General features: G+C 59.1%; 34 protein-coding genes. 33 read left to right on the forward strand and 1 reads right to left on the reverse strand.

The annotated features are described in order from the left end of the window. The 6 genes from AC2FMN_RS04680 to AC2FMN_RS04705 all read left to right on the forward strand — a co-directional run. On the forward strand, window positions 1–267 hold a 267-nt coding region (locus AC2FMN_RS04680), incomplete at its 5' end, for an EF-Tu C-terminal domain-related protein (protein ID WP_496686655.1). 404 nt (window positions 268–671) lie between these two features. Then, window positions 672–1328, forward strand: coding sequence for a hypothetical protein (locus tag AC2FMN_RS04685; RefSeq protein WP_496686657.1), 657 nt, complete (start codon window positions 672–674; stop codon window positions 1326–1328). A gap of 187 nt (window positions 1329–1515) precedes the next feature. Then, on the forward strand, window positions 1516–1830 hold the full coding sequence (gene rpsJ, locus AC2FMN_RS04690) for a 30S ribosomal protein S10 (RefSeq protein ID WP_005621947.1): 315 nt from the start codon (window positions 1516–1518) through the stop codon (window positions 1828–1830). 18 nt (window positions 1831–1848) lie between these two features. Continuing rightward, the gene (rplC, locus tag AC2FMN_RS04695) at window positions 1849–2574 is read left to right on the forward strand and encodes a 50S ribosomal protein L3 (RefSeq protein ID WP_496679215.1); all 726 of its coding nucleotides are present in this window, start codon (window positions 1849–1851) and stop codon (window positions 2572–2574) included. Beyond that, window positions 2571–3188 (forward strand): 50S ribosomal protein L4, encoded by a 618-nt coding sequence (gene rplD, locus AC2FMN_RS04700; RefSeq protein WP_496686659.1) that lies wholly within the window; start codon window positions 2571–2573, stop codon window positions 3186–3188. The genes rplC and rplD overlap by 4 nt, the downstream gene beginning before the upstream one ends. Beyond that, window positions 3185–3481: a 50S ribosomal protein L23 gene (locus AC2FMN_RS04705; protein WP_170367992.1), complete on the forward strand. Its 297-nt coding sequence runs from the start codon at window positions 3185–3187 to the stop codon at window positions 3479–3481. Before rplD ends, AC2FMN_RS04705 begins: the two co-directional genes overlap by 4 nt. Before the next feature lie 54 nt (window positions 3482–3535). On the opposite strand, the gene AC2FMN_RS04710 is transcribed toward AC2FMN_RS04705, so the two are convergent. Continuing rightward, on the reverse strand, window positions 3536–4978 hold the full coding sequence (locus AC2FMN_RS04710; RefSeq protein WP_496686660.1) for a DUF8370 family protein: 1443 nt from the start codon (window positions 4976–4978) through the stop codon (window positions 3536–3538). A gap of 342 nt (window positions 4979–5320) precedes the next feature. Here AC2FMN_RS04710 and rplB point away from each other — a divergent pair, with 342 nt between their 5' ends. The 27 genes from rplB to AC2FMN_RS04845 all read left to right on the forward strand — a co-directional run bounded on the left by rplB (window position 5321) and on the right by AC2FMN_RS04845 (window position 21841). Further along, entirely contained in the window at window positions 5321–6163 is an 843-nt protein-coding gene (gene rplB / locus AC2FMN_RS04715) for a 50S ribosomal protein L2 (protein WP_496686661.1), read from the forward strand. 3 nt (window positions 6164–6166) lie between these two features. Next, complete coding sequence (gene rpsS, locus AC2FMN_RS04720) at window positions 6167–6445, forward strand: 30S ribosomal protein S19 (RefSeq protein WP_496679210.1); 279 nt, start codon at window positions 6167–6169, stop codon at window positions 6443–6445. A 3-nt stretch (window positions 6446–6448) separates the two neighbouring features. Next, window positions 6449–6829 carry a 50S ribosomal protein L22 gene (gene rplV / locus AC2FMN_RS04725; RefSeq protein WP_005980700.1) on the forward strand — a complete coding sequence of 127 codons (381 nt, stop codon included), beginning with the start codon at window positions 6449–6451 and terminating at the stop codon, window positions 6827–6829. Beyond that, entirely contained in the window at window positions 6829–7536 is a 708-nt protein-coding gene (rpsC, locus tag AC2FMN_RS04730; protein WP_149775103.1) for a 30S ribosomal protein S3, read from the forward strand. The genes rplV and rpsC overlap by 1 nt, the downstream gene beginning before the upstream one ends. Window positions 7537–7548: 12 nt before the next feature. Beyond that, on the forward strand, window positions 7549–7962 hold the full coding sequence (rplP, locus tag AC2FMN_RS04735) for a 50S ribosomal protein L16 (protein WP_005980704.1): 414 nt from the start codon (window positions 7549–7551) through the stop codon (window positions 7960–7962). 248 nt (window positions 7963–8210) lie between these two features. Then, a complete protein-coding gene (locus AC2FMN_RS04740) occupies window positions 8211–8831 on the forward strand; it encodes a 2OG-Fe(II) oxygenase family protein (RefSeq protein WP_496686663.1) in 621 nt (206 codons plus the stop codon). Window positions 8832–9181: 350 nt separating this feature from the next. Continuing rightward, the gene (gene rpmC / locus AC2FMN_RS04745) at window positions 9182–9382 is read left to right on the forward strand and encodes a 50S ribosomal protein L29 (protein ID WP_149775100.1); all 201 of its coding nucleotides are present in this window, start codon (window positions 9182–9184) and stop codon (window positions 9380–9382) included. Between the two features lie 12 nt (window positions 9383–9394). After that, window positions 9395–9625, forward strand: coding sequence for a 30S ribosomal protein S17 (rpsQ, locus tag AC2FMN_RS04750; RefSeq protein ID WP_068344864.1), 231 nt, complete (start codon window positions 9395–9397; stop codon window positions 9623–9625). A 75-nt stretch (window positions 9626–9700) separates the two neighbouring features. Further along, window positions 9701–10069 carry a 50S ribosomal protein L14 gene (gene rplN / locus AC2FMN_RS04755; RefSeq protein ID WP_005621870.1) on the forward strand — a complete coding sequence of 123 codons (369 nt, stop codon included), beginning with the start codon at window positions 9701–9703 and terminating at the stop codon, window positions 10067–10069. Between the two features lie 2 nt (window positions 10070–10071). After that, window positions 10072–10383 (forward strand): 50S ribosomal protein L24, encoded by a 312-nt coding sequence (gene rplX, locus AC2FMN_RS04760; protein ID WP_149775099.1) that lies wholly within the window; start codon window positions 10072–10074, stop codon window positions 10381–10383. Further along, complete coding sequence (rplE, locus tag AC2FMN_RS04765; protein WP_496686665.1) at window positions 10376–10936, forward strand: 50S ribosomal protein L5; 561 nt, start codon at window positions 10376–10378, stop codon at window positions 10934–10936. Before rplX ends, rplE begins: the two co-directional genes overlap by 8 nt. A gap of 19 nt (window positions 10937–10955) precedes the next feature. Further along, entirely contained in the window at window positions 10956–11261 is a 306-nt protein-coding gene (rpsN, locus tag AC2FMN_RS04770) for a 30S ribosomal protein S14 (protein ID WP_005980746.1), read from the forward strand. Between the two features lie 13 nt (window positions 11262–11274). After that, window positions 11275–11667, forward strand: coding sequence for a 30S ribosomal protein S8 (gene rpsH, locus AC2FMN_RS04775; protein WP_490361835.1), 393 nt, complete (start codon window positions 11275–11277; stop codon window positions 11665–11667). An 11-nt stretch (window positions 11668–11678) separates the two neighbouring features. Continuing rightward, window positions 11679–12212 carry a 50S ribosomal protein L6 gene (rplF, locus tag AC2FMN_RS04780; RefSeq protein WP_490361834.1) on the forward strand — a complete coding sequence of 178 codons (534 nt, stop codon included), beginning with the start codon at window positions 11679–11681 and terminating at the stop codon, window positions 12210–12212. Window positions 12213–12223: 11 nt separating this feature from the next. Next, the gene (rplR, locus tag AC2FMN_RS04785) at window positions 12224–12583 is read left to right on the forward strand and encodes a 50S ribosomal protein L18 (protein WP_005980751.1); all 360 of its coding nucleotides are present in this window, start codon (window positions 12224–12226) and stop codon (window positions 12581–12583) included. Between the two features lie 116 nt (window positions 12584–12699). Next, window positions 12700–13278 (forward strand): 30S ribosomal protein S5, encoded by a 579-nt coding sequence (gene rpsE / locus AC2FMN_RS04790; RefSeq protein ID WP_496679198.1) that lies wholly within the window; start codon window positions 12700–12702, stop codon window positions 13276–13278. A gap of 12 nt (window positions 13279–13290) precedes the next feature. After that, window positions 13291–13479 (forward strand): 50S ribosomal protein L30, encoded by a 189-nt coding sequence (gene rpmD / locus AC2FMN_RS04795; protein ID WP_149775093.1) that lies wholly within the window; start codon window positions 13291–13293, stop codon window positions 13477–13479. A 210-nt stretch (window positions 13480–13689) separates the two neighbouring features. Further along, entirely contained in the window at window positions 13690–13905 is a 216-nt protein-coding gene (locus AC2FMN_RS04800) for a DUF1127 domain-containing protein (protein ID WP_496686666.1), read from the forward strand. A gap of 172 nt (window positions 13906–14077) precedes the next feature. Then, window positions 14078–14905: a hypothetical protein gene (locus AC2FMN_RS04805; RefSeq protein WP_496686667.1), complete on the forward strand. Its 828-nt coding sequence runs from the start codon at window positions 14078–14080 to the stop codon at window positions 14903–14905. A 149-nt stretch (window positions 14906–15054) separates the two neighbouring features. Then, window positions 15055–15528 (forward strand): 50S ribosomal protein L15, encoded by a 474-nt coding sequence (rplO, locus tag AC2FMN_RS04810; protein ID WP_496679192.1) that lies wholly within the window; start codon window positions 15055–15057, stop codon window positions 15526–15528. A gap of 109 nt (window positions 15529–15637) precedes the next feature. Continuing rightward, window positions 15638–17002 carry a preprotein translocase subunit SecY gene (secY, locus tag AC2FMN_RS04815; protein WP_149775089.1) on the forward strand — a complete coding sequence of 455 codons (1365 nt, stop codon included), beginning with the start codon at window positions 15638–15640 and terminating at the stop codon, window positions 17000–17002. Continuing rightward, window positions 16999–17640: an adenylate kinase gene (locus tag AC2FMN_RS04820; RefSeq protein ID WP_496686668.1), complete on the forward strand. Its 642-nt coding sequence runs from the start codon at window positions 16999–17001 to the stop codon at window positions 17638–17640. The genes secY and AC2FMN_RS04820 overlap by 4 nt, the downstream gene beginning before the upstream one ends. 199 nt (window positions 17641–17839) lie before the next feature. After that, complete coding sequence (gene rpsM, locus AC2FMN_RS04825; protein WP_068344877.1) at window positions 17840–18208, forward strand: 30S ribosomal protein S13; 369 nt, start codon at window positions 17840–17842, stop codon at window positions 18206–18208. Window positions 18209–18222: 14 nt separating this feature from the next. Then, window positions 18223–18612: a 30S ribosomal protein S11 gene (gene rpsK / locus AC2FMN_RS04830; protein WP_068344878.1), complete on the forward strand. Its 390-nt coding sequence runs from the start codon at window positions 18223–18225 to the stop codon at window positions 18610–18612. A gap of 114 nt (window positions 18613–18726) precedes the next feature. Next, window positions 18727–19743: a DNA-directed RNA polymerase subunit alpha gene (locus tag AC2FMN_RS04835; RefSeq protein WP_149775087.1), complete on the forward strand. Its 1017-nt coding sequence runs from the start codon at window positions 18727–18729 to the stop codon at window positions 19741–19743. A gap of 118 nt (window positions 19744–19861) precedes the next feature. Beyond that, window positions 19862–20287 carry a 50S ribosomal protein L17 gene (rplQ, locus tag AC2FMN_RS04840; protein WP_496679187.1) on the forward strand — a complete coding sequence of 142 codons (426 nt, stop codon included), beginning with the start codon at window positions 19862–19864 and terminating at the stop codon, window positions 20285–20287. A gap of 168 nt (window positions 20288–20455) precedes the next feature. Then, the gene (locus tag AC2FMN_RS04845; protein WP_496686670.1) at window positions 20456–21841 is read left to right on the forward strand and encodes a trypsin-like peptidase domain-containing protein; all 1386 of its coding nucleotides are present in this window, start codon (window positions 20456–20458) and stop codon (window positions 21839–21841) included.

A 21841-nucleotide genomic window follows, 5' to 3' on the forward strand; every position in this document is an offset into this window, starting at 1 on the left:
GCCGAAGCCTACATCCTGACCAAGGAAGAGGGCGGCCGTCACACCCCGTTCTTCGCGAACTACCGTCCGCAGTTCTACTTCCGTACGACTGACGTGACCGGCACGGTTCAGTTGAAGGAAGGCACCGAGATGGTCATGCCGGGCGACAACGTCGGCTTCACCGTCGAACTGATCGCTCCGATCGCGATGGAAGACGGCCTGCGTTTCGCCATCCGCGAAGGCGGCCGCACCGTCGGCGCCGGCGTCGTGTCGAAAATCATCGAGTAATTCGCACACGCGAATGATCAAACGGAAGGGGCGTCCCTCGGGGCGCCCTTTTTGTTTGGATTCAATAATCACGAGACGCGCACAAAAAGTGTGTCGAAAATCATCGCGCAAGGCGCGCTTGCCGCGCCTGGTTGCGGCAGGTGATTTTCCAGGGGACAATCTGCCGAAAGCAACACGGTGAGAAAACCAAGAAGGCCGCTCCGTGGGGGGGGGCGGCCTTTTCTTTTTCATTTTCTGAAAGTCCAATAGCGACTGCGAATGAGTACGAATCTGTAGTTAAATTTTGATGTGAGAATAGTCTTCCCAGACGTCAGGAAGACACGGTTCGCAATGCTCACGAGCTTGAACGGAGACATCGATGGCATTGGATATTGAGTCAGTCATTGTAACAAGTGTATCGGCTGGTGAAGGCGACGCGTTCGTCGCCTTTGGCATTTTTTGGAAGCTTGGGACGCGGTTGGCTTGAGGCACAGTTTTCAAAGCGACTCGAGGCCTTTAGGCGCGACAAGGCGAAAGAGCTCGAACATTTTCGCGCAGAAATCGATGGAGCGTTGAAAGCCCGCATCCGGCTTCAAGAGAAACAGTTTGAAGCAATACTTCGCACGTGGGAGTCGTTGAAGACTGCTCAGGAGAATCTGCTCTGTTACATATCTCCTTTGCAGCAGTATTCGGACCTCCGCCGCATGGATGAACAGGCGCGAGATGAATACCTCTCTTCATTTGATCTGGAGGAGTGGCAAAAAAGGGAGATCCTTTGCTCTGTCGATGTGCAGGACAGGTTTCAAAATATGGTAGATCGCAAGAGGTTTGCCGAGGCGGCAACGGCCTTTGCTGCCTTCGACCGGCTCACACGATCAAATGAGCTGTTCTTCGAGCCGGAGATATTTCGATTGATCCGCTCAATCTGCGACAGGATGCAAAGCTCGCTGGTAAGCCGCGAAATTGCGATAGATGTTGGTGACTTCGCAGAAGGCCGGCAAGCTTGGGACGATTACAACAAAGAATGCGTCCCGCTGATAAAATCCTTGGTTTCAGAGTTTCGAGGGTTGTTGGTAAAGTAGCCTGCCGCGCAGCAAGCATGTTTTCTAACCAAAATCCCTTGCCAAACCCCTTTCTCCCATGTATGCCGCGCGGGTTCTCATGCAGAACGTAAAGGCGGGGTGATTCCCGCCTTTTGGGTTCGATGAGGGTTGGCGATGAGCGCCTGTCCTCCTCTCAACTCCAACGCCTGAAAAAAAGGCTGTTATGATGCAAAGCCAAAACATCCGTATTCGGCTCAAGGCATTTGACTATCGCGTCCTGGATGCCAGCACGCAAGAGATCGTCAACACTGCCAAGCGGACCGGCGCGCAAGTGCGTGGCCCGATCCCTCTGCCGAACAAAATCGAGAAGTTCACGGTTCTCCGTGGCCCTCACGTTGACAAGAAATCCCGCGATCAGTTCGAGATCCGCACGCACAAGCGTCTGCTCGACATCGTAGATCCGACGCCCCAGACCGTGGACGCGCTGATGAAGCTCGACCTCGCCGCTGGTGTGGACGTCGAGATCAAGCTGCAGTCGTAAGATCGGAGGGTATTGATGATGCGCTCTGGTATTATCGCAAAGAAAGTCGGCATGACCCGGCTGTTCATGGAAGACGGTCGTCAGATCCCTGTCACCGTACTGCACCTGGACAATCTGCAGGTCGTCGCACAGCGCACCGCTGACAAAGACGGCTATACCGCCGTTCAGTTGGGCGCCGGTGCCGCCAAGGCAAAACGCACCTCGAAGGCCATGCGCGGCCACTTCGCCGCCGCCAAGGTCGAGCCCAAGCGCAAGCTGGCCGAGTTCCGCGTGTCGGAAGACGCGCTGATCGAAGTGGGCGCCGAGATCTCGGCAGATCACTTCGTCGAAGGTCAGAAGGTTGACGTTTCGGGCACCTCGATCGGTAAAGGCTTTGCCGGTGCGATGAAGCGCCACAACTTCGGTGGTCTGCGCGCCTCGCACGGTGTCTCGATCTCGCACCGTTCGCACGGTTCGACCGGTCAGTGTCAGGACCCGGGCAAGGTGTTCAAGGGCAAGAAGATGGCCGGTCACATGGGTGCTGCACGTGTCACCACGCAGAACCTCGAAGTCGTCAAAACCGACGCCGAGCGTGGCCTGGTCTTCATCAAGGGTGCCGTTCCTGGGCCGAAATCGGGCTGGGTCACCGTCAAGGACGCCGTGAAGAAGAAAGCGCCCGAGGGTCTGCCGTTCCCGGCTGCTCTGAAAACTGCAGCGACCGAGGCTCCGGCTGAAGAAGCGCCCGCGGAAGGGGGTGAAGCATGAAACTTGACGTGATCAAACTGGACGGCAAGAAAGCCGGCGACATCGAGCTGGACGAAGCTCTGTTCGGCCTCGAGCCGCGTGCGGACATCCTGCACCGTGTGGTCCGTTGGCAGCGCAACAACGCGCAGGCCGGCACCCACAAGGTCAAGACCCGGTCCGAGACCAGCTACTCGACCAAGAAGATCTATCGCCAGAAGGGCACCGGTGGCGCACGTCACGGTGACCGCAATGCGCCGATCTTCCGCAAGGGTGGCATCTACAAAGGTCCGACCCCGCGTTCGCACGGCCACGACCTGCCGAAGAAGTTCCGCAAGCTGGGCCTGCGCCACGCTCTGTCGGCCAAGGCAAAGGCAGGTGAGCTGGTCGTGATCGAGGCTGCCGAGGCCGAAGGCAAGACCGCCGCACTGGCCAAGCAGGTTGCAAACCTGGGCTGGAAGCGCGCTCTGGTCATCGACGGCGCCACCGTGAACGAAGGGTTCGCCCGCGCAGCCCGCAACATCGAGGGTCTGGATATCCTGCCGTCGATGGGCGCAAACGTCTATGACATCCTCAAGCGTGACACGCTGGTGCTCACCAAGGCGGGTGTCGAAGCACTGGAGGCTCGACTGAAATGAGCGCGAAGGCAGAACACTACGACGTGATCCGCAAGCCGATCATCACCGAGAAAACGACCATGGCGTCCGAAAACGGCGCGGTTGTCTTCGAGGTCGCGATCGACGCCAACAAGCCGCAGATCAAAGAGGCCGTCGAGGCGCTGTTTGGTGTGAAGGTCAAGGCGGTGAACACCACCGTGACCAAAGGCAAGGTCAAGCGGTTCCGCGGCCAGCTGGGCAAGCGGAAAGACGTCAAAAAAGCCTATGTGACCCTGGAAGAGGGCAACACCATCGACGTGACCACCGGTCTCTGATCGGACCCGTCTTTGGAGAGAGATGAAAGCCCCCGCCGAAAGGCGGGGGTTTTTTTACGATATTATCTCTCGAAATTTCTGGTGAAGAATTTCACCTAGAGCCTCTTCTTCAAGCTTAGACTTTGCTTCTAGTAGCTTTCTGAAATCATCATCTGTTAGAACCAAGATGTAAGCTTGGCCGCCCTTCGCTAAATCCCGCTGACGCTCTAAAAGACGGTCTCTGTCTTGCACTCCGCGGCAAGTGATAATTCCGAAACGGCCTCTGTTATTGTCGAAGCGTCCCAACAATTGGTCGACCTCTGGGTTAGCAATGTCTTTTGTATAATTCTTGCACTCGACAACAACCATGGTAGCAGCGGTATTGTTCGCATCCCTTCGATGAGCAAAAAAACCGTTGTTTGCAGCGTTGGTGAATACAATATCGATACGTTTTCGACCTTGGTTTATTTCCCATTCCTTGTGAGGTTGAATGAGGTCTGGGTAAAAACAAACAGTTAACGCGTGCATGGCCCAGATGTGGTAAGCGTCTGCACCTTTCATTCCGGCTGGAATTTTTTCAAGCTCGGCTATCAGATCTATGCAGGATTGAGAAACAGACTGATCGGTGTCACTTGTGTTGACCATAATTCGGGCTTCGCTGCTTGCTAAGCGTTTGTACAGGTCCAGCAAACCAGGATTTTGGGCAACCAAGTCAGTTATGAGCTTCTTAGACTTTGGATGCTTTTCCCGTACGTCTTTTTTGTAGACCTTAGGCTTGCCCTTCAAAAGTGTTACCAAACTACTGTTGGCTTGAATGTGCTCCGAGACCAAAAAATCGGTAATATGTTTATTGTAAAACTCTTGGCTATCAAGCGACAGCCGTTTTCTAACTATATACTTTGGGATCAGGAGCACTGGTGCGTCTTCTATGAATGGAAGGTCTACGTACTGGCTTCGCCAATTGCGGAGGTTGGCATCCCAAAGTGGAGGCCCATTATACTGATTTGTAGGAATGCTATATAGTGCGCACTGCTCTTGGGTGTATTGCACCAAGCGCTCTCTAATGACGTTGGTGGTCAGGTCAGAAATCTTGTCACGATCCACATGCTCAACGAACAAGGCCATTTCTGAAAGATCGGATAGTAGACCCGATTGAAAGGCAGCGCTGTTTTTGATCGCTGCGATTAGCTGGCGTGACTGTTTTTGCCCTACTCCTTTGCCTTGCGGTTTGGCTGAGGAGACTCCAAGGTAGGTTTCGTAAGGCTCATGCAGGTGAGACATCAAGTTCCGTGCCCTGAGGTCGTCTCCTGCTCTAAGCGCATCCAAAACTTCAACAAAGAACGCTCTAATGAGATTCGAAGCTTCCGCAGACCATACATCGTTTCTAATTTCAATGGCGTAGGGGTCTACGTAAACGGGTGTGTCGAAGTCTGTACTGATATCGACAAAATCGAGTTGAGATTGTGGAGCATTAATTTTAAAATACTCAGAGAATTTTGGCACAAATGTTCCTTTCAACTTGGTTGTGCCGAAAGTTATCTACTCATTTCTGGATTGCAATAGGTATCTTTGTGACACCTTTAGCTTGCCTTCAAAGCTCGTCAGTCAGGTTGGCCGCTAATTCTGAAGTATGTCTTGAGATGCCTGTTGGTTCTTAAATTTGGTGGAAAGCACCTAGAGCGCTATAGACACCCACCCCCAACCCTGCTAAACGCTCCCAATCTTGCGGCCTCGGATTCGTTCCGGGGCCTCTGATATTTGAAACCGGGGACCTTCGGGGCCCTATAAACTGGGCACCTACGGGGGCCTCTCACATAGCGGGGATTGATCCTCGCGCTTGCTAAACGGAAGACAGAAAGCATGGCACTCAAGTCGTACAAACCGACGACGCCGGGCCAGCGCGGGCTGGTGCTGATCGACCGTTCGGAGCTTTGGAAAGGACGTCCGGTCAAGTCTCTCACCGAGGGTTTGACCAAATCGGGCGGCCGGAACAACACCGGACGGATCACTTCACGCCGCCGCGGCGGTGGCGCAAAGCGTCTCTACCGGATCGTTGACTTCAAACGGAACAAACTGGATGTGGCGGCAACCGTCGAGCGGATCGAATACGACCCGAACCGGACCGCATTCATCGCACTGATCAAATATGACGACGGCGAGCTGGCCTATATCCTGGCGCCGCAGCGTCTGGCGGTTGGCGACAAGGTCATCGCTTCGGCCAAGGCCGACATCAAGCCCGGCAACGCGATGCCGTTCTCGGGCATGCCGATCGGTACCATCGTGCACAACATCGAGATGAAGCCCGGCAAGGGCGGTCAGATCGCACGTGCCGCGGGCACCTACGCCCAGTTCGTCGGCCGCGATGGCGGCTATGCCCAGATCCGTCTGAGCTCGGGCGAGCTGCGCATGGTGCGCCAGGAATGCATGGCCACCGTCGGTGCCGTGTCGAACCCGGACAACAGCAACCAGAACCTCGGCAAAGCCGGTCGTATGCGCCACAAGGGCGTGCGTCCGTCGGTCCGTGGTGTTGCCATGAACCCGATCGATCACCCCCACGGTGGTGGTGAAGGCCGGACCTCGGGTGGCCGTACGCCGGTTACGCCTTGGGGTAAGGACACCAAGGGTAAGCGTACCCGCAACAAGAACAAAGCGTCCCAGAAGCTGATCATCCGCTCGCGGCACGCCAAGAAGAAAGGGCGTTAAGACATGTCTCGCTCTGTTTGGAAGGGTCCTTTCGTCGACGCTTACGTGCTGAAAAAAGCCGAAGCAGCGCGCGAGTCGGGCCGCAACGAAGTCATCAAGATCTGGTCGCGTCGTTCCACCATCCTGCCCCAGTTCGTGGGTCTGACCTTTGGTGTGTATAACGGCCAGAAACATATCCCTGTATCCGTCACGGAAGACATGATCGGTCAGAAGTTCGGTGAGTACTCGCCGACCCGGACCTATTACGGTCACGCCGCGGACAAGAAAGCGAAGCGGAAGTAAGTCATGGGCAAGGCAAAGAACCCCCGCCGCGTGGCTGAAAACGAAGCAATGGCCAAGACCCGTATGCTTCGCACCAGCCCGCAGAAACTGAACCTGGTTGCAGCGATGATCCGCGGCAAGAAAGTCGAGAAGGCTCTGACCGACCTGACTTTCTCGAACAAGCGTGTCGCGCAGGACGTGAAGAAATGCCTTCAGTCGGCCATCGCCAACGCCGAGAACAACCACAACCTGGATGTCGACGAGCTGATCGTCGCCGAGGCCTGGGTTGGCAAGAACCTGGTCATGAAGCGCGGCCGCCCGCGTGCCCGCGGCCGTTTCGGCAAGATCATGAAGCCGTTCTCGGAGATCACCATCAAGGTGCGTCAAGTTGAGGAGCAAGCCTAATGGGACATAAAGTCAATCCGATCGGCATGCGCCTTCAGGTCAACCGCACCTGGGACAGCCGTTGGTACGCAGATACCAAGGACTACGGTGATCTTCTGCTGGAAGACCTCAAGATCCGTGAGTTCATCAAGAAAGAGTGCAAGCAGGCCGGCGTGGCCCGTGTGATCATCGAGCGTCCGCACAAGAAGTGCCGCGTCACGATCCACACCGCACGTCCGGGTGTCATCATCGGCAAGAAAGGCGCGGACATTGAAGTTCTGCGCAAGAAGCTGGCCGCGATGACCGACAGCGAACTGCACCTGAACATCGTCGAAGTGCGCAAGCCGGAACTCGACGCGCAGCTGGTTGCCGAGTCGATCGCTCAGCAGCTGGAGCGCCGCGTTTCGTTCCGTCGCGCGATGAAGCGGTCGGTTCAGAACGCCATGCGCATGGGCGCCCTGGGTATCCGGGTGAACGTCGCTGGTCGTCTGGGCGGTGCCGAAATCGCACGGACCGAATGGTACCGCGAAGGCCGCGTGCCTCTGCACACCCTGCGTGCCGACATCGATTACGCACATGCCGAAGCGATGACCCCCTACGGGATCATCGGGATCAAGGTCTGGATCTTCAAAGGTGAGATCATGGAGCACGATCCGCAGGCACGTGACCGTAAAGCACAGGAACTCCAGGATGGTCCGGCACCGCGTGGTGCAGGCGGCCGTCGCTAAGGAGGATTTGAGATGCTTCAACCAAAGCGTACGAAATTCCGCAAGATGCACAAAGGCCGGATCAAGGGCGAAGCCAAGGGCGGCTCTGATCTGAACTTTGGCACCTACGGTCTGAAAGCCCTGCAGCCCGAGCGCGTGACCGCGCGTCAGATCGAAGCTGCACGTCGTGCCATGACCCGTCACATGAAACGTCAAGGTCGTGTCTGGATCCGGATCTTCCCGGATACCCCCGTGACCTCGAAGCCGACCGAAGTCCGTATGGGTAAAGGTAAAGGCTCGGTTGACTATTGGGCAGCCAAAGTGAAGCCCGGTCGCGTGATGTTCGAGATCGACGGCGTCAACGATGAAATCGCTCGCGAGGCCCTGCGCCTGGCTGCGATGAAGCTGCCGATCAAGACCCGCGTCGTCGTCCGCGAGGACTGGTAAGCGGCTGGGGCAACCCTGTCGCGACAATACTACCCCCGTTGGGAAACCGGCGGGGGTAAGGCTTTTTTCGAGGGGGCGCTTCCCCCACCGCGGCAAGCCGCGGCTCCCCCGGGGATATTTCTTGCCTGATGCAGAATGGACCGCGAGATTCACGCGAGATTCATCTGGCCGCAAATATCCCGGAGCGCGAGGCAGAGCCTCGCAAAACTTCCATGGCTTTCGTTGCGACGCTGCATTAGGACGAGATCATGCCACAGATCGAATCGCTCTTCGTCACCCGACTTTACCGCGCCGCTCTGTCCGAGTTCGATCCCAGGATCGAACCGGAGGAACTGGAGAACTCCTGTCTGGTCATCGCCCAGGACGACGAAGCCGGCCAGGAATGGTGCGAAGAAAACGGCTATCCTGGCTACACCAGCTATGCCTCGCTGACCGACTTGCCGTGGCGCTTCCCGATCTTCGCCGATCTGGTCAAGGTGCTGGACCAACATGTGGCCGCGTTTGCCGAAGACTTGGAATTCGATCTGGATGGGCGCGGATTGAAGCTCGAGGATCTTTGGATCAACATTCTGCCAGAAGGCGGAATGCATGCCAGCCATATCCATCCACACAGTGTGATATCCGGAACGACCTATGTTTCGATGCCAGAGGGAGCCAGCGCGTTGAAGCTGGAGGACCCGCGCTCAGGTCGGATGATGGCTGCGCCGGTGCGCCGCAAGGGCGCACGGCGGGAATTGCAACCGTTCATTTATATGAAGCCCGAGGTCGGTGACGTGTTGCTTTGGGAAAGCTGGCTCCGCCACGAGGTGCCGATGAACATGGCCGAAGAAGAGAGGATCTCGGTAAGCTTCAACTACAGGTGGGATTGAGGCAAGTGGGATTTCCGCGGTCAAAATAGAAGATCAGGAGTCTCTTTCAGCCGCGCCTCGCTGGATTTCGGGGAAGCCCGAAGAGGTCATGATCCTGCGACTTCTTCATGTAGCCCGACGCTCGGGCTTGAAGGAAGTTGAGCGCGAAGATTTGCTTGCTGGAGTGTCCTCTGGAGGTGACGGGTTGGAGGTTTGAAACTTTCCCTTGCCACCCACCCCCCAAACCCTTATACGGCGGCATCCTGCGATCTCCCGACTGCGTCGGGCGATTCGCATGTCTGTAATTCATCCACCAGGTCAAAGGTGACCCGCGAAGGGGCCTTCTGGTGTTTTGAGCAAAGGAAAAGGCGATGAACGCCCAGGAACTGCGTAACAAGACCCCGGACCAGCTCCGGGAGGATCTGGTCAACCTGAAGAAGGAAGCATTCAACCTGCGCTTCCAGCAGGCGACCGGACAACTCGAGAACACCGCCCGGATCAAGAGCGTGCGCCGCGACGTGGCCCGCATCCAGACCGTGCTGAACGAAAAAGCTGCTGAAGCTGCGAACTGAGGAGCCTGAGAGATGCCCAAACGTATTCTGCAAGGCACCGTGACCAGCGACGCCAACGAACAGACCGTCACCGTGCTGGTGGAGCGCCGCTTCACGCACCCGGTTCTGAAGAAGACCATCCGTAAGTCCAAGAAATACCGGGCTCACGATGAAAAGAACGCCTTCAAGGTCGGCGACACCGTACGCATCATCGAATGCGCGCCGAAATCGAAGACGAAACGCTGGGAGGTTCTGGAGGCGTAAGCCCGCGGAACTTTCCATTTGTCGAAACCCTGGGGGAACTAACTAGACCAGCCCCCACAGGTCGGGAGAAACCACATGATCCAGATGCAGACCAATCTGGATGTCGCTGACAACTCCGGCGCACGCCGAGTTCAGTGCATCAAGGTCCTGGGTGGTTCCAAGCGTAAATACGCCTCCGTCGGCGACATCATCGTCGTCTCGGTGAAGGAAGCCATCCCGCGCGGCCGCGTGAAGAAAGGTGACGTCCGCAAGGCCGTCGTCGTGCGCACCGCCAAGGAAGTCCGTCGCGAAGACGGTACCGCGATCCGCTTCGATCGCAACGCCGCCGTCATCCTGAACAACAACAACGAGCCCGTGGGTACCCGTATCTTCGGCCCCGTCGTTCGTGAACTGCGCGCGAAGAACTTCATGAAGATCATCTCGCTGGCTCCGGAGGTGCTGTAATCATGGCTGCTAAACTCCGCAAAGGCGATAAGGTCGTCGTGCTGGCCGGCAAGGACAAGGGCAAAGAGGGCGTGATCACCTCGGTCGACCCGAAAGCTGGCAAAGCCGTGGTTGATGGCATCAACATCGCCATCCGCCACACCCGCCAGTCGCAGACCTCGCAAGGTGGCCGCCTGCCCAAGGCGATGCCGATCGACCTGTCGAACCTGGCTCTGCTGGACAAGAACGGCAAGGCAACCCGCGTCGGCTTCCGCATGGAAGGTGACAAGAAGGTTCGTTACGCCAAGACCACGGGGGACGTGATCGATGCTTGATGCTGCAACCTACACCCCGCGTCTGAAAGCTCAGTACGCCGACAAGATCCGCGCCGCTCTGAAGGAAGAGTTCGGCTACAAGAACGATATGCAGATCCCCAAGCTGGAGAAGATCGTTCTGAACATCGGCTGTGGTGCCGAGGCGGTGAAGGACTCGAAGAAGGCGAAGGCCGCCGTCGAGGATCTGACTGCGATTGCCGGCCAGAAGGCCGTGGCGACCAAGGCGAAGAAGTCGATCGCGGGTTTCCGCGTCCGTGAAGACATGCCGCTGGGCGCCAAGGTCACCCTGCGCGGCGACCGGATGTACGAATTCCTGGACCGTCTGATCACCATCGCGCTGCCGCGCGTGCGTGACTTCCGCGGTGTGAAACCGGCTTTTGACGGCCGTGGCAACTTTGCCATGGGCATGAAAGAGCACATCGTGTTCCCGGAAATCGACTTCGACAAAGTCGACGAGGTCTGGGGCCTGGACATCGTAATTGCCACCACAGCGAAAACCGACGCTGAAGCAAAGGCACTGTTGAAGCACTTCAACATGCCGTTCAACGCGTAAGCGCCGGGAGGAAAGAGACATGGCTAAAAAAGCAATGATCGAGCGCGAAAAGAAGCGCGAGCGCCTGGTGGCCAAATACGCCGCAAAACGCGCCGAGCTGAAAGAAATCGCGAATGACGAGAGCCGCCCGATGGAAGAGCGCTTCAAGGCGCGACTGAAACTGGCGAAACTGCCGCGCAACAGCTCGGCAACCCGTCTGCACAACCGCTGCCAGCTGACCGGCCGTCCGCACGCTTACTATCGTAAGCTGAAGATCAGCCGTATCGCGCTGCGCGAGCTGGGCTCTGCTGGTCAGATCCCCGGCATGGTGAAATCGAGCTGGTAAGGGAGAGAGTGATATGAACGATCCTATCGGCGATATGCTCACCCGTATCCGCAACGCGCAGATGCGCGGCAAGTCCACCGTGACCACTCCGGCGTCGAAACTGCGCGCCTGGGTTCTGGACGTGCTGGCGGACGAAGGCTACATCCGCGGCTATGAAAAAGTGACCGGCGCCAATGGCCATCCGGCGCTTGAGATCAGCCTGAAATACTATGAAGGCACCCCTGTCATTCGCGAACTGAAGCGGGTCTCGAAGCCCGGTCGTCGCGTTTACATGGGTGTCAATGACATTCCGCAGGTCCGTCAGGGTCTGGGCGTGTCGATTGTCAGCACGCCCAAGGGCGTGATGTCGGACGCGAACGCTCGCTCCAACAATGTTGGCGGCGAAGTGCTCTGCACCGTCTTCTAAGGAGGTCTGGAATGTCTCGTATTGGTAAAAAACCGGTCGAGCTGCCCAGCGGCGTTTCCGCTGCTGTGTCCGGCCAGACCATCGAAGTGAAGGGTCCGAAAGGTACCCGCAGCTTCACCGCAACCGACGACGTCACCCTGTCGGTCGAAGACAACGTGGTCAAGATCACTCCGCGCGGCACCTCGAAGCGTGCACGTCAGCAGTGGGGCATGAGCCGCACCATGGTTGCCAACCTGGTTGAAGGCGTGACCAACGGCTTCAAGAAAGAGCTGGAGATCCAGGGTGTGGGTTACCGCGCTCAGATGCAGGGCAACACCCTGAAGCTGAACCTGGGCTACAGCCACGATGTCGATTTCGTTGCGCCGGAAGGTGTCACAATCACCGCGCCGAAGCAGACCGAGATCGTCGTGGAAGGCATCGACCAGCAGCTGGTGGGCGAAGTGGCGGCCAAGATCCGCGACTGGCGCCGCCCCGAGCCGTACAAAGGCAAGGGCATCCGCTACAAGGGCGAGTTCATCTTCCGCAAGGAAGGCAAGAAGAAGTAAGGACGAACACAATGGCAAACAGCAAAAGAACCCTGTTTCTGAAGCGCCGCCTGCGCGTTCGGAACAAGCTTCGCAAGGTCAACGCCGGGCGTCCGCGCCTGTCGGTGCACCGCTCGAACAAGAACATCTCGGTCCAGCTGATCGACGATGTGCGCGGCGTGACCCTGGCCTCGGCCTCGACCCTGGAAAAGGATCTGGGCGTTGTCGGCAAGAACAACATCGAAGCGGCCACCAAGGTGGGCGCGGCCATCGCCGAGCGGGCCAAGAAGGCCGGCGTAGAAGAGGCCTATTTCGATCGTGGCGGCTTCCTGTTCCACGGCAAGGTGAAGGCTCTGGCCGACGCTGCGCGTGAAGGCGGCCTGAAGATCTAAGACCTGTGGGTGGCCCATGCGGCCACCCCGATGATCCGGGAGCCTCGGCCGCGGGCCGGGGCTCACCTGGATTGAAGTAACGGCGCTGACGCGCCATCAGAGAAAGGGATGCCGAAATGGCAGAACGTGAAAACCGCCGGGGCAACCGTCGCGAGCGCGAGGAAGCACCGGAATTCGCAGATCGCCTGGTTGCGATCAACCGCGTGTCGAAAACTGTAAAGGGTGGTAAGCGCTTCGGCTTCGCCGCTCTGGTGGTTGTCGGCGATCAGAAAGGCCGCGTCGGCTTTGGCAAGGGCAAGGCGAAAGAAGTGCCCGAGGCCATCCGCAAGGCCACCGAGCAGGCCAAACGCAACATGATCCGCGTGCAGCTGCGCGAAGGCCGCACCCTGCACCACGATATCGAAGGCCGCCACGGCGCCGGCAAGGTCGTCATGCGCACCGCGCCGGAAGGTACCGGTATCATCGCCGGTGGTCCGATGCGTGCCGTGTTCGAGATGCTGGGCGTCAAGGACGTGGTGTCCAAGTCGCTGGGCTCGCAGAACCCCTACAACATGATCCGCGCCACCATCGACGGCCTGAAGAAAGAACAGAGCCCGCGTTCGGTTGCCGCACGTCGTGGCAAGAAGGTCGCTGACATCCTGCCCAAGCGGGACGAAGCACCGGCCGCATCGGCGCAAGTCGCCGAAGAAGCGTAAGGAGACGTCACCATGGCAAAAACCATCGTCGTCAAGCAGATCGGCTCGCCGATCCGCCGCCCCGCCGACCAGCGCGCAACCCTGATCGGCCTGGGCCTGAACAAGATGCACAAGACCCGCGAACTGGAGGATACCCCCTCGATCCGCGGCATGGTCAACAAGATCCCGCATCTGGTGGAGATCATCGAAGAACGCGACTGATCGCGTCTCGGATCCAACTTGATAACGCCCCCGACCCGTTCGGGGGCGTTTTTTTGCGCCCTCTGCATGGCTTGCCATGCAGCCGGTGCATGACGGCTAGACCGAGACTTGGATTGTTTGCGGTAACATCCGGGCCTATCTGTGGAGTGTCCAAAAGGAACGACACTCACAGCGCCAGGGAATACGCCCCGGCAAGAAAGGAGCCCAGATATGGCACACGCACTGAACATCCCCCATGGCGGCCTGAACCTGACCGCCCGCATCCGCGACCTGATCGACGGCATCAAGCGCGCCCAGTCCCGCGCGCGAGAATACAGCAAGACCTATTCCGAGCTGCAGCGGTTGAGCGACCGTGAACTCAACGACATCGGCATCCGCCGCTGCGACATTGCCGATATCGCACGCGAGCACGCTTATTGCTCGTAAGTGGCAAAGGCCTTCTTCGCGATGCAGGTGGGGCGCCGGACGGGTGCCCTTTTCCTTTTTGGGGCGTCTGTCTCCTCAAGAATTTCCACGGGGCGCCAACTGCATCGTTGCATGGGCCCGGGATTTGCGCCACTTCCTGAACAGCGCGATTTTGCGAGTGAAAGGGCAGGGCATGGCGAGGGACTACCAGATCGGAATGCTGTGGGTGGAGGGGCCGCTCAGTTTCCTCGAGCTGCTTTGCATCCAGTCCTATCTGGACATGGGCCACAGCGTGCGCCTGTACACCTACAACAACGTGACCAACATTCCCGAAGGGGTGGAGCAGCGGGACGCCCGAGAGATCCTGCCCGATTCCGAATTCATCACCCATGACCGCACCCAAAGCCCGGCGCCGCATTCCGACAAGTTCCGATACCGGATGCTGGCGCAGGAACCCGACATGATTTGGGCCGACACTGATGCCTATTGCCTGAAACCCTATTCAACGGCGAATGGCCATTACTACGGGTATCTCGAGGGTGAGGTAGCCATCGGCGTATTGGGGCTGCCGCATGACAGTGAAACTCTGGCCAAGCTGATTGAGTACACGAATGATCCGTATCGAATACCGCCTTGGCTGCCTCCGCGCCACCGGCGGCCATTGGAAGAGGCGCGGGACGCCGGAAATCCCACCAACGTTCCCGAGTTTTTGTGGGGTGTGTGGGGGCCAAAGGCGTTCACCTGGGCGTTGAAGGAAACAGGCGAGATCAAATACGCCCTGCCAGAGCATGTGTTCTATCCGATCAATTTCACGCGCCGCCGCGCCATGGCACGGCCGAATACGAATCTCGACCGGTTTTTCCACGAAGATACGGTTTCGATCCATCTCTACGGACGCCGGATGCGCGCGATCATGCGCAAGAACGGCGGCGTTCCGCACCCCGACAGCTTGGTCGGGCAACTGGTGGCCAAACATGGTATCGTTCCGCAAGACGCGCCGATCTCCGATCCCGAGGGCTGACTCGTTGCGATCGGACAATCAAAACTTGCAACCGGAGGCCTGACGCTGTATCGGGCTTCGGTGGCATGACGGCCACGAGAATCAAAATCAAGAAATGCCGTGTTTGGCCCATCACGCTTCGGGGTCATATCCGGCTAAGGAGAAGCGACATGAAACTGCATGAACTGCGCGACAATCCCGGCGCCGTCAAGAAACGGACCCGCGTTGGCCGTGGTCCCGGCTCGGGCAAGGGTAAAATGGGTGGCCGTGGTATCAAAGGCCAGAAATCCCGTTCGGGTGTGGCCATCAACGGCTATGAAGGCGGCCAGATGCCGCTGTATCAGCGCCTGCCCAAGCGTGGCTTCAACAAGCCGAACCGCAAGGAATACGCCGTTGTGAACCTGGGCCTGATCCAGAAATTCGTCGACGCCGGCAAGCTGGACGCCAAGGCCGCGATCACCGAGGACGCTCTGATTGCCTCGGGCCTGGTCCGCCGCAAGCTGGACGGCGTCCGCGTTCTGGCCAAGGGTGAAATCACCGCCAAGCTGAACCTGGAAGTGACCGGCGCCTCGAAGTCGGCCATCGAAGCCGTGGAAAAAGCGGGCGGTTCACTGAAGGTCACAAAAGCCGCTGCGGCAGAGTAAGCGCTTGTGAGCGGGCGCCGACCCGCTTACATAGACCTCAGAGTTTTCCAAGACGCCGCCCGAGCCGGAAAACGGTTCCGGGCGGCGTTTTCATAAGAGAGACCGATTTATGGTATCAGCAGCAGAACAAATGGCAGCCAACACAAGCTGGGCTGCCCTGGGCAAGGCCACCGATCTGCGCAACCGCATCCTGTTCACGCTGGGTTTGCTGATTGTCTATCGTCTGGGCACCTTTATTCCGGTGCCGGGGATCGACGGGCAGGCGCTGCGCGAGTTCATGGAGCAGGCGGGGCAGGGCATCGGTGGGATGGTTTCGATGTTCACCGGCGGGGCACTGGGGCGGATGGGTATCTTTGCCCTCGGCATCATGCCCTATATCTCGGCATCGATCATCGTGCAGCTGCTGACCTCGATGGTTCCCGCGCTCGAACAACTCAAGAAAGAGGGCGAGCAGGGCCGCAAGAAGATCAACCAATACACCCGTTTTGGCACTGTGGCGCTGGCCACCGTGCAGGCCTATGGCCTGGCGGTTTCGCTGGAATCGGGCGATTTGGCGACCGATCCCGGTCTGTATTTCCGCCTGTCCACGATGATCACGCTGGTGGGTGGCACCATGTTCCTGATGTGGCTGGGCGAACAAATCACCGCGCGCGGCATCGGCAACGGCATCTCGCTGATCATCTTCGTCGGTATCATCGCCGAGGTTCCGGCGGCGCTGGCGCAGTTCTTCGCCTCAGGCCGTAGCGGTGCGATCAGCCCGGCCGTGATCGTCGGCGTGATCGTGATGGTGATCGCTGTGATCACCTTCGTGGTGTTCATGGAGCGCGCGCTGCGCAAGATCCATATCCAGTACCCGCGCCGCAATGTCGGCATGAAGGTCTATGAAGGCGGCTCGAGCCACCTGCCGGTCAAGGTCAACCCTGCCGGCGTGATTCCGGCGATCTTCGCCAGCTCGCTGCTGCTGCTGCCGGTCACGATCTCGACCTTCTCGTCGGGCGCGGCGAACGGACCGATCATGTCGTGGCTGCTGGCCAATTTCGGACCGGGACAGCCGCTGTACCTGCTGTTCTTCGCTTCGATGATCGTATTCTTTGCGTATTTCTACACGTTCAACGTGTCGTTCAAACCGGATGACGTGGCGGACAACCTGAAAAAGCAGAACGGCTTTGTGCCCGGCATCCGTCCCGGCAAGAAGACCGCCGAGTATCTGGAATATGTGGTCAACCGCGTGCTGGTGCTGGGCTCGGCCTATCTGGCGGCGGTCTGCCTGCTGCCCGAGATCCTGCGCGGCCAGTTCGCCATTCCGTTCTATTTTGGTGGCACCTCAGTTCTGATCATCGTCTCTGTGACCATGGACACGATCCAACAAGTTCAGAGCCACCTGCTGGCGCATCAATACGAAGGGCTGATCGAAAAGTCCCAGTTGCGCGGCAAAGGCAAGAAACGCGGCAGGAAGGGACCCGCTCGTCGATGAATATCATTCTTCTGGGCCCCCCGGGGGCAGGCAAGGGTACGCAAGCACGCCACCTGGTTGAAACGCGGGGCATGATCCAGCTCAGCACCGGTGACATGCTGCGCGAGGCCCGCAGCTCGGGAACCGAGATGGGCAAGAAGGTGGCTGCGATCATGGACGCGGGCAAGCTTGTCACCGACGAGATCGTTATCGGCCTGATCGAAGAAAAGCTGACCACCGAAAAGGGCGCTGGCTTCATCTTCGACGGCTTCCCGCGTACCTTGGCCCAAGCTGACGCCTTGTCCGCCCTGCTGGCCAAGCTGGGCCAGTCGCTGCACACCGTGATCGAAATGCGCGTGGATGACGATGCGTTGGTCAAGCGGATCACCGGCAGATTCTCCTGTGGCGATTGCGGCGAGGTCTATCACGACGAAACCAAGCCCACCGCGGTCGATGGGGAATGTGATAAATGTGGCGGTACCAACATGGTACGCCGGGCCGATGACAACGAAGACAGCCTGCGGACCCGGTTGATGGAGTACTACAAGAAGACATCTCCGTTGATCGGTTACTACTATGCCAAAGGTGATCTGCGCCCAGTGAACGGGTTGGCGGACATCAAGGAAGTCCGGGCCTCGATCGAGGCCATACTGGGCTGAGGCAGCAAGGGGCTTGACGCCAAGTCCAAAAGCCCATATCGACCCCCATCCCCTTGGGGAATCAACCGCGTGTGCGGGATTCGTCCCGCATGCCAAGACCACCTCGAATGATGCTGAACCCTCTGGCCACACTGCCACGGTTGGGCGTTGTGAAAAAAGGTTCTGGAATTACGGAACCGCAACGAAAGGAAAGTGACACGTGGCACGTATTGCCGGCGTAAACATCCCGACTGCAAAGCGGGTACCTATCGCCCTCACCTATATCACCGGAATCGGCAACACCTCGGCCAAGGCGATCTGCGAAGCCGTGGGCATCGACGAGAGCCGCCGGGTGAACGAACTGTCGGATGCCGAAGTTCTGGCCATCCGCGAGCACATCGACGCCAACTACACCGTTGAAGGTGACCTGCGTCGTGAAGTGCAGATGAACATCAAGCGCCTGATGGACCTGGGCTGCTATCGCGGTCTGCGTCACCGCCGCAACCTGCCGGTTCGCGGTCAGCGCACCCACACCAACGCTCGTACCCGCAAAGGCCCCGCAAAGCCGATCGCGGGCAAGAAGAAGTAAGGAGGGTCTGACCGATGGCACGTGACAAGACACGCGTAAAACGCAAAGAGCGCAAGAACATCGCATCGGGCGTCGCCCATGTGAACTCGACCTTCAACAACACCAAGATCCTGATCTCGGACGTGCAGGGCAACGCCATTTCGTGGTCGTCGGCCGGCACCATGGGCTTCAAGGGTTCGCGGAAGTCGACCCCCTACGCCGCGCAGATGGCCGCCGAAGACGCTGGCCGCAAGGCGCAGGAACATGGCGTCAAGACGCTGGAAGTCGAAGTTCAGGGCCCCGGTTCGGGCCGTGAATCGGCGCTGCGCGCGCTGGCTGCCGTGGGCTTCAACATCACGTCGATCCGCGACGTGACCCCGATTGCCCACAACGGCTGCCGCCCGCCGAAGCGCCGCCGCGTCTAAGCAATTTGGAATTGAGCTGGGGCTGTGTTTTCGCACGGCCCCAGCACGTCATTTTGAACCTCGGGCGTCTGCACCTTGTTGGTCATGGGGCGCAGACAGGAATGGAGGGATTACATGATCCACAAGAATTGGGCTGAATTGATCAAGCCGACCCAGCTTGACGGCAAGCCGGGCAATGATCCCGCGCGCCAGGCCACCATCGTCGCCGAACCGCTTGAACGCGGCTTTGGTCTGACCTTGGGCAACGCCTTGCGCCGCGTGCTGATGAGCTCGCTGCAAGGCGCGGCCATCACCAGCGTCCAGATCGACAACGTCCTGCACGAGTTCAGCTCGGTCGCAGGTGTGCGTGAAGACGTCACCGACATCATCCTGAACCTCAAGCAGGTCGCTCTGCGCATGGAAGTCGAAGGCCCCAAGCGCCTGTCGATCAATGCCAAAGGCCCCGCAGTCGTCACCGCAGGCGACATCAGCGAAAGCGCCGGCATCGAGGTTCTGAACCGCGATCACGTCATCTGCCACCTGGACGATGGCGCCGACCTGTTCATGGAACTGACCGTCAACACCGGAAAGGGCTATGTCTCGGCCGAGAAGAACAAGCCCGAAGACGCGCCCATCGGCCTGATCCCGATCGACGCGATCTATTCGCCGGTCAAGAAGGTCGCCTATGACGTTCAGCCGACCCGTGAAGGTCAGGTTCTGGACTATGACAAGCTGACCATGAAGATCGAAACCGACGGCTCGATCACGCCCGAGGATGCGCTGGCCTTCGCCGCCCGCATCCTGCAGGATCAGCTGTCGATCTTCGTCAACTTCGACGAGCCGGAATCGGCGGGCCGCCAGGACGAGGACGATGGTCTGGAGTTCAACCCGCTGCTGCTGAAGAAGGTGGACGAGCTGGAGCTGTCGGTCCGTTCGGCAAACTGCCTGAAGAACGACAACATCGTCTATATCGGCGATCTGATCCAGAAGACCGAAGCCGAGATGCTCCGCACCCCGAACTTCGGCCGCAAGTCGCTGAACGAGATCAAGGAAGTGCTGTCCGGAATGGGCCTGCACCTCGGCATGGATGTCGAGGATTGGCCGCCCGACAACATCGAAGATCTGGCCAAAAAATTCGAAGACGCGTTCTAAGCGCGTCTTCGCCAATGCCCGGGCTGCCGGGGACCGTATGGGCATTTCCGCCCCAAGGAGAGCCGGTGACACGCATCGCCGGCCAGACAAAGCAAAACGCGAAAGAAGGAATTGAAAAATGCGTCACGCACGTGGTTACCGCCGCCTGAACCGTACTCATGAGCACCGCAAGGCCCTGTTTTCGAACATGGCCGGCTCGCTGATCGAGCACGAACAGATCAAGACGACGCTGCCCAAGGCAAAAGAGCTGCGCCCGATCGTTGAAAAGCTGATCACACTGGGCAAGCGCGGCGACCTGCACGCCCGCCGTCAGGCCGCAGCTCAGCTGAAGGAAGACAAGGACGTCGCCAAGCTGTTCGAGGTTCTGGGCCCGCGCTACAAGGACCGTCAGGGCGGATACGTCCGTATCCTGAAGGCCGGCTTCCGCTATGGCGACATGGCGCCGATGGCGATCATCGAATTCGTCGATCGCGACGTCGATGCCAAGGGCGCGGCCGACAAGGCCCGCGTTGCTGCCGAAGAAGCGGCCGCTGACGAAGAATAAGACCCGGCTGAATGGCCGAACTCTTGACCCCTGTCCGGATCGTCCGGGCAGGGGTTTTTAATTGCTTTGCGGGCTTTAAAACGACCCTACCGGCGGCGGAGCGCCACGCTCTATTGCATTCGCACGCCGCGCTCCGCATATCTTCGGCGGAGGAAGAACGGAGCTGTCATGATACGCACGATACTGGCTGTATGTCTGATGACACTGGCCGCTCAGGCCGGCGCCGAGACGCGGGTTCCGCAATCGCAGGCCGAGATTTCGATGGGATTTGCCCCGGTGGTCAAAAAGGCGGCCCCGGCGGTGGTGAACATCTATGCCAAGATCGTCCGGCCCGGACGCCGCAGCCCGATTTTCGCAGACCCGTTCTTTCAGGACTTTTTCGGTGGCGGCTTCGGTACGCCGCGTCCACGGGTGCAGAACTCTCTGGGGTCGGGCGTCATCTTGACCGAGGATGGCTACGTCGTTTCGAACTACCACGTCGTCGGCACCGCGACCGAGATCCGGGTCGTCACAACGGATCGTCGTGAATTTCACGCCGAGGTCGTCCTGGGCGACGAGGAAAGCGACATCGCCATCCTGCGCCTGCTGGACGCGCAGGGCCTGCCCTTCCTGCGTCTGCGCGATTCGGATCAGGTCGAGGTTGGCGAGTTGGCTCTGGCCATCGGCAACCCGTTCGGCGTGGGGCAGACCGTGTCGTCGGGCATCATCTCGGGGCTGGCGCGGTCGGGAACTGCCACGGGCAATGCGCGGGGGTATTTCATTCAGACCGATGCGCCCATCAACCCGGGCAATTCCGGGGGCGCTCTGATCGACGTCAACGGAGATCTGATCGGCATCAACACCTCGATCCTCACGCGGTCGGGCGGGTCCAACGGCATCGGCTTTGCCATTCCGGCCAATCTGGTGGCGGAATTCCTGCGTCAGGCTAAGGCGGGCAACACGGAATTCGTCAGCCCCTGGGCCGGCATGGCCGGTCAGATCATGAGCGCCGACATCGCGGAATCGCTTGGGCTTTCGCTGCCGCAGGGCGTGGTGATCTCGGACCTCCATCCGCTCAGCCCATTGGCCGAGGCGGGCTTGCGGGTGGGCGACATCGTCACGCATGTGGATGGTGAAGAGGTGAACTCGCCCGCCGAAATGAAGTTTCGCATGTCGGTGGCGGGTGTTGGTGGGACATCCGTTCTGACCCGGCTGCGCGGTGGTGACAGGAAAGATGTCAGTGTGGCGCTGATGGCTGCGCCTGAAACGCCGACGGCCGAGGAAACCACTTTGAACGACCGCACGGTTCTGCCGGGGATGACGGTTGCGCGAATCAACCCGGCTTTGATCGTCAAGATGGGGCTGCCCCTGTCTCAAACCGGTGTGGTCGTTGTCGACCCCGGCCCCTATGGCGCGCGGGCCGGGCTGCGGCCCGGCGACGTTATCAATGCCGTGAACGGGCGAAAGGCCGAACGCCCGCGCGACGTCGTTCGGGCGCTGCGCGACCCGGGCCGGCGGGTGCAGATCGATCTGGTGCGCGGCGGTAAGCCCGTGTCGTTGCGGTTCAGGCTCTGA

The organism is Ruegeria sp. BHSC037, assembly GCF_059613045.1.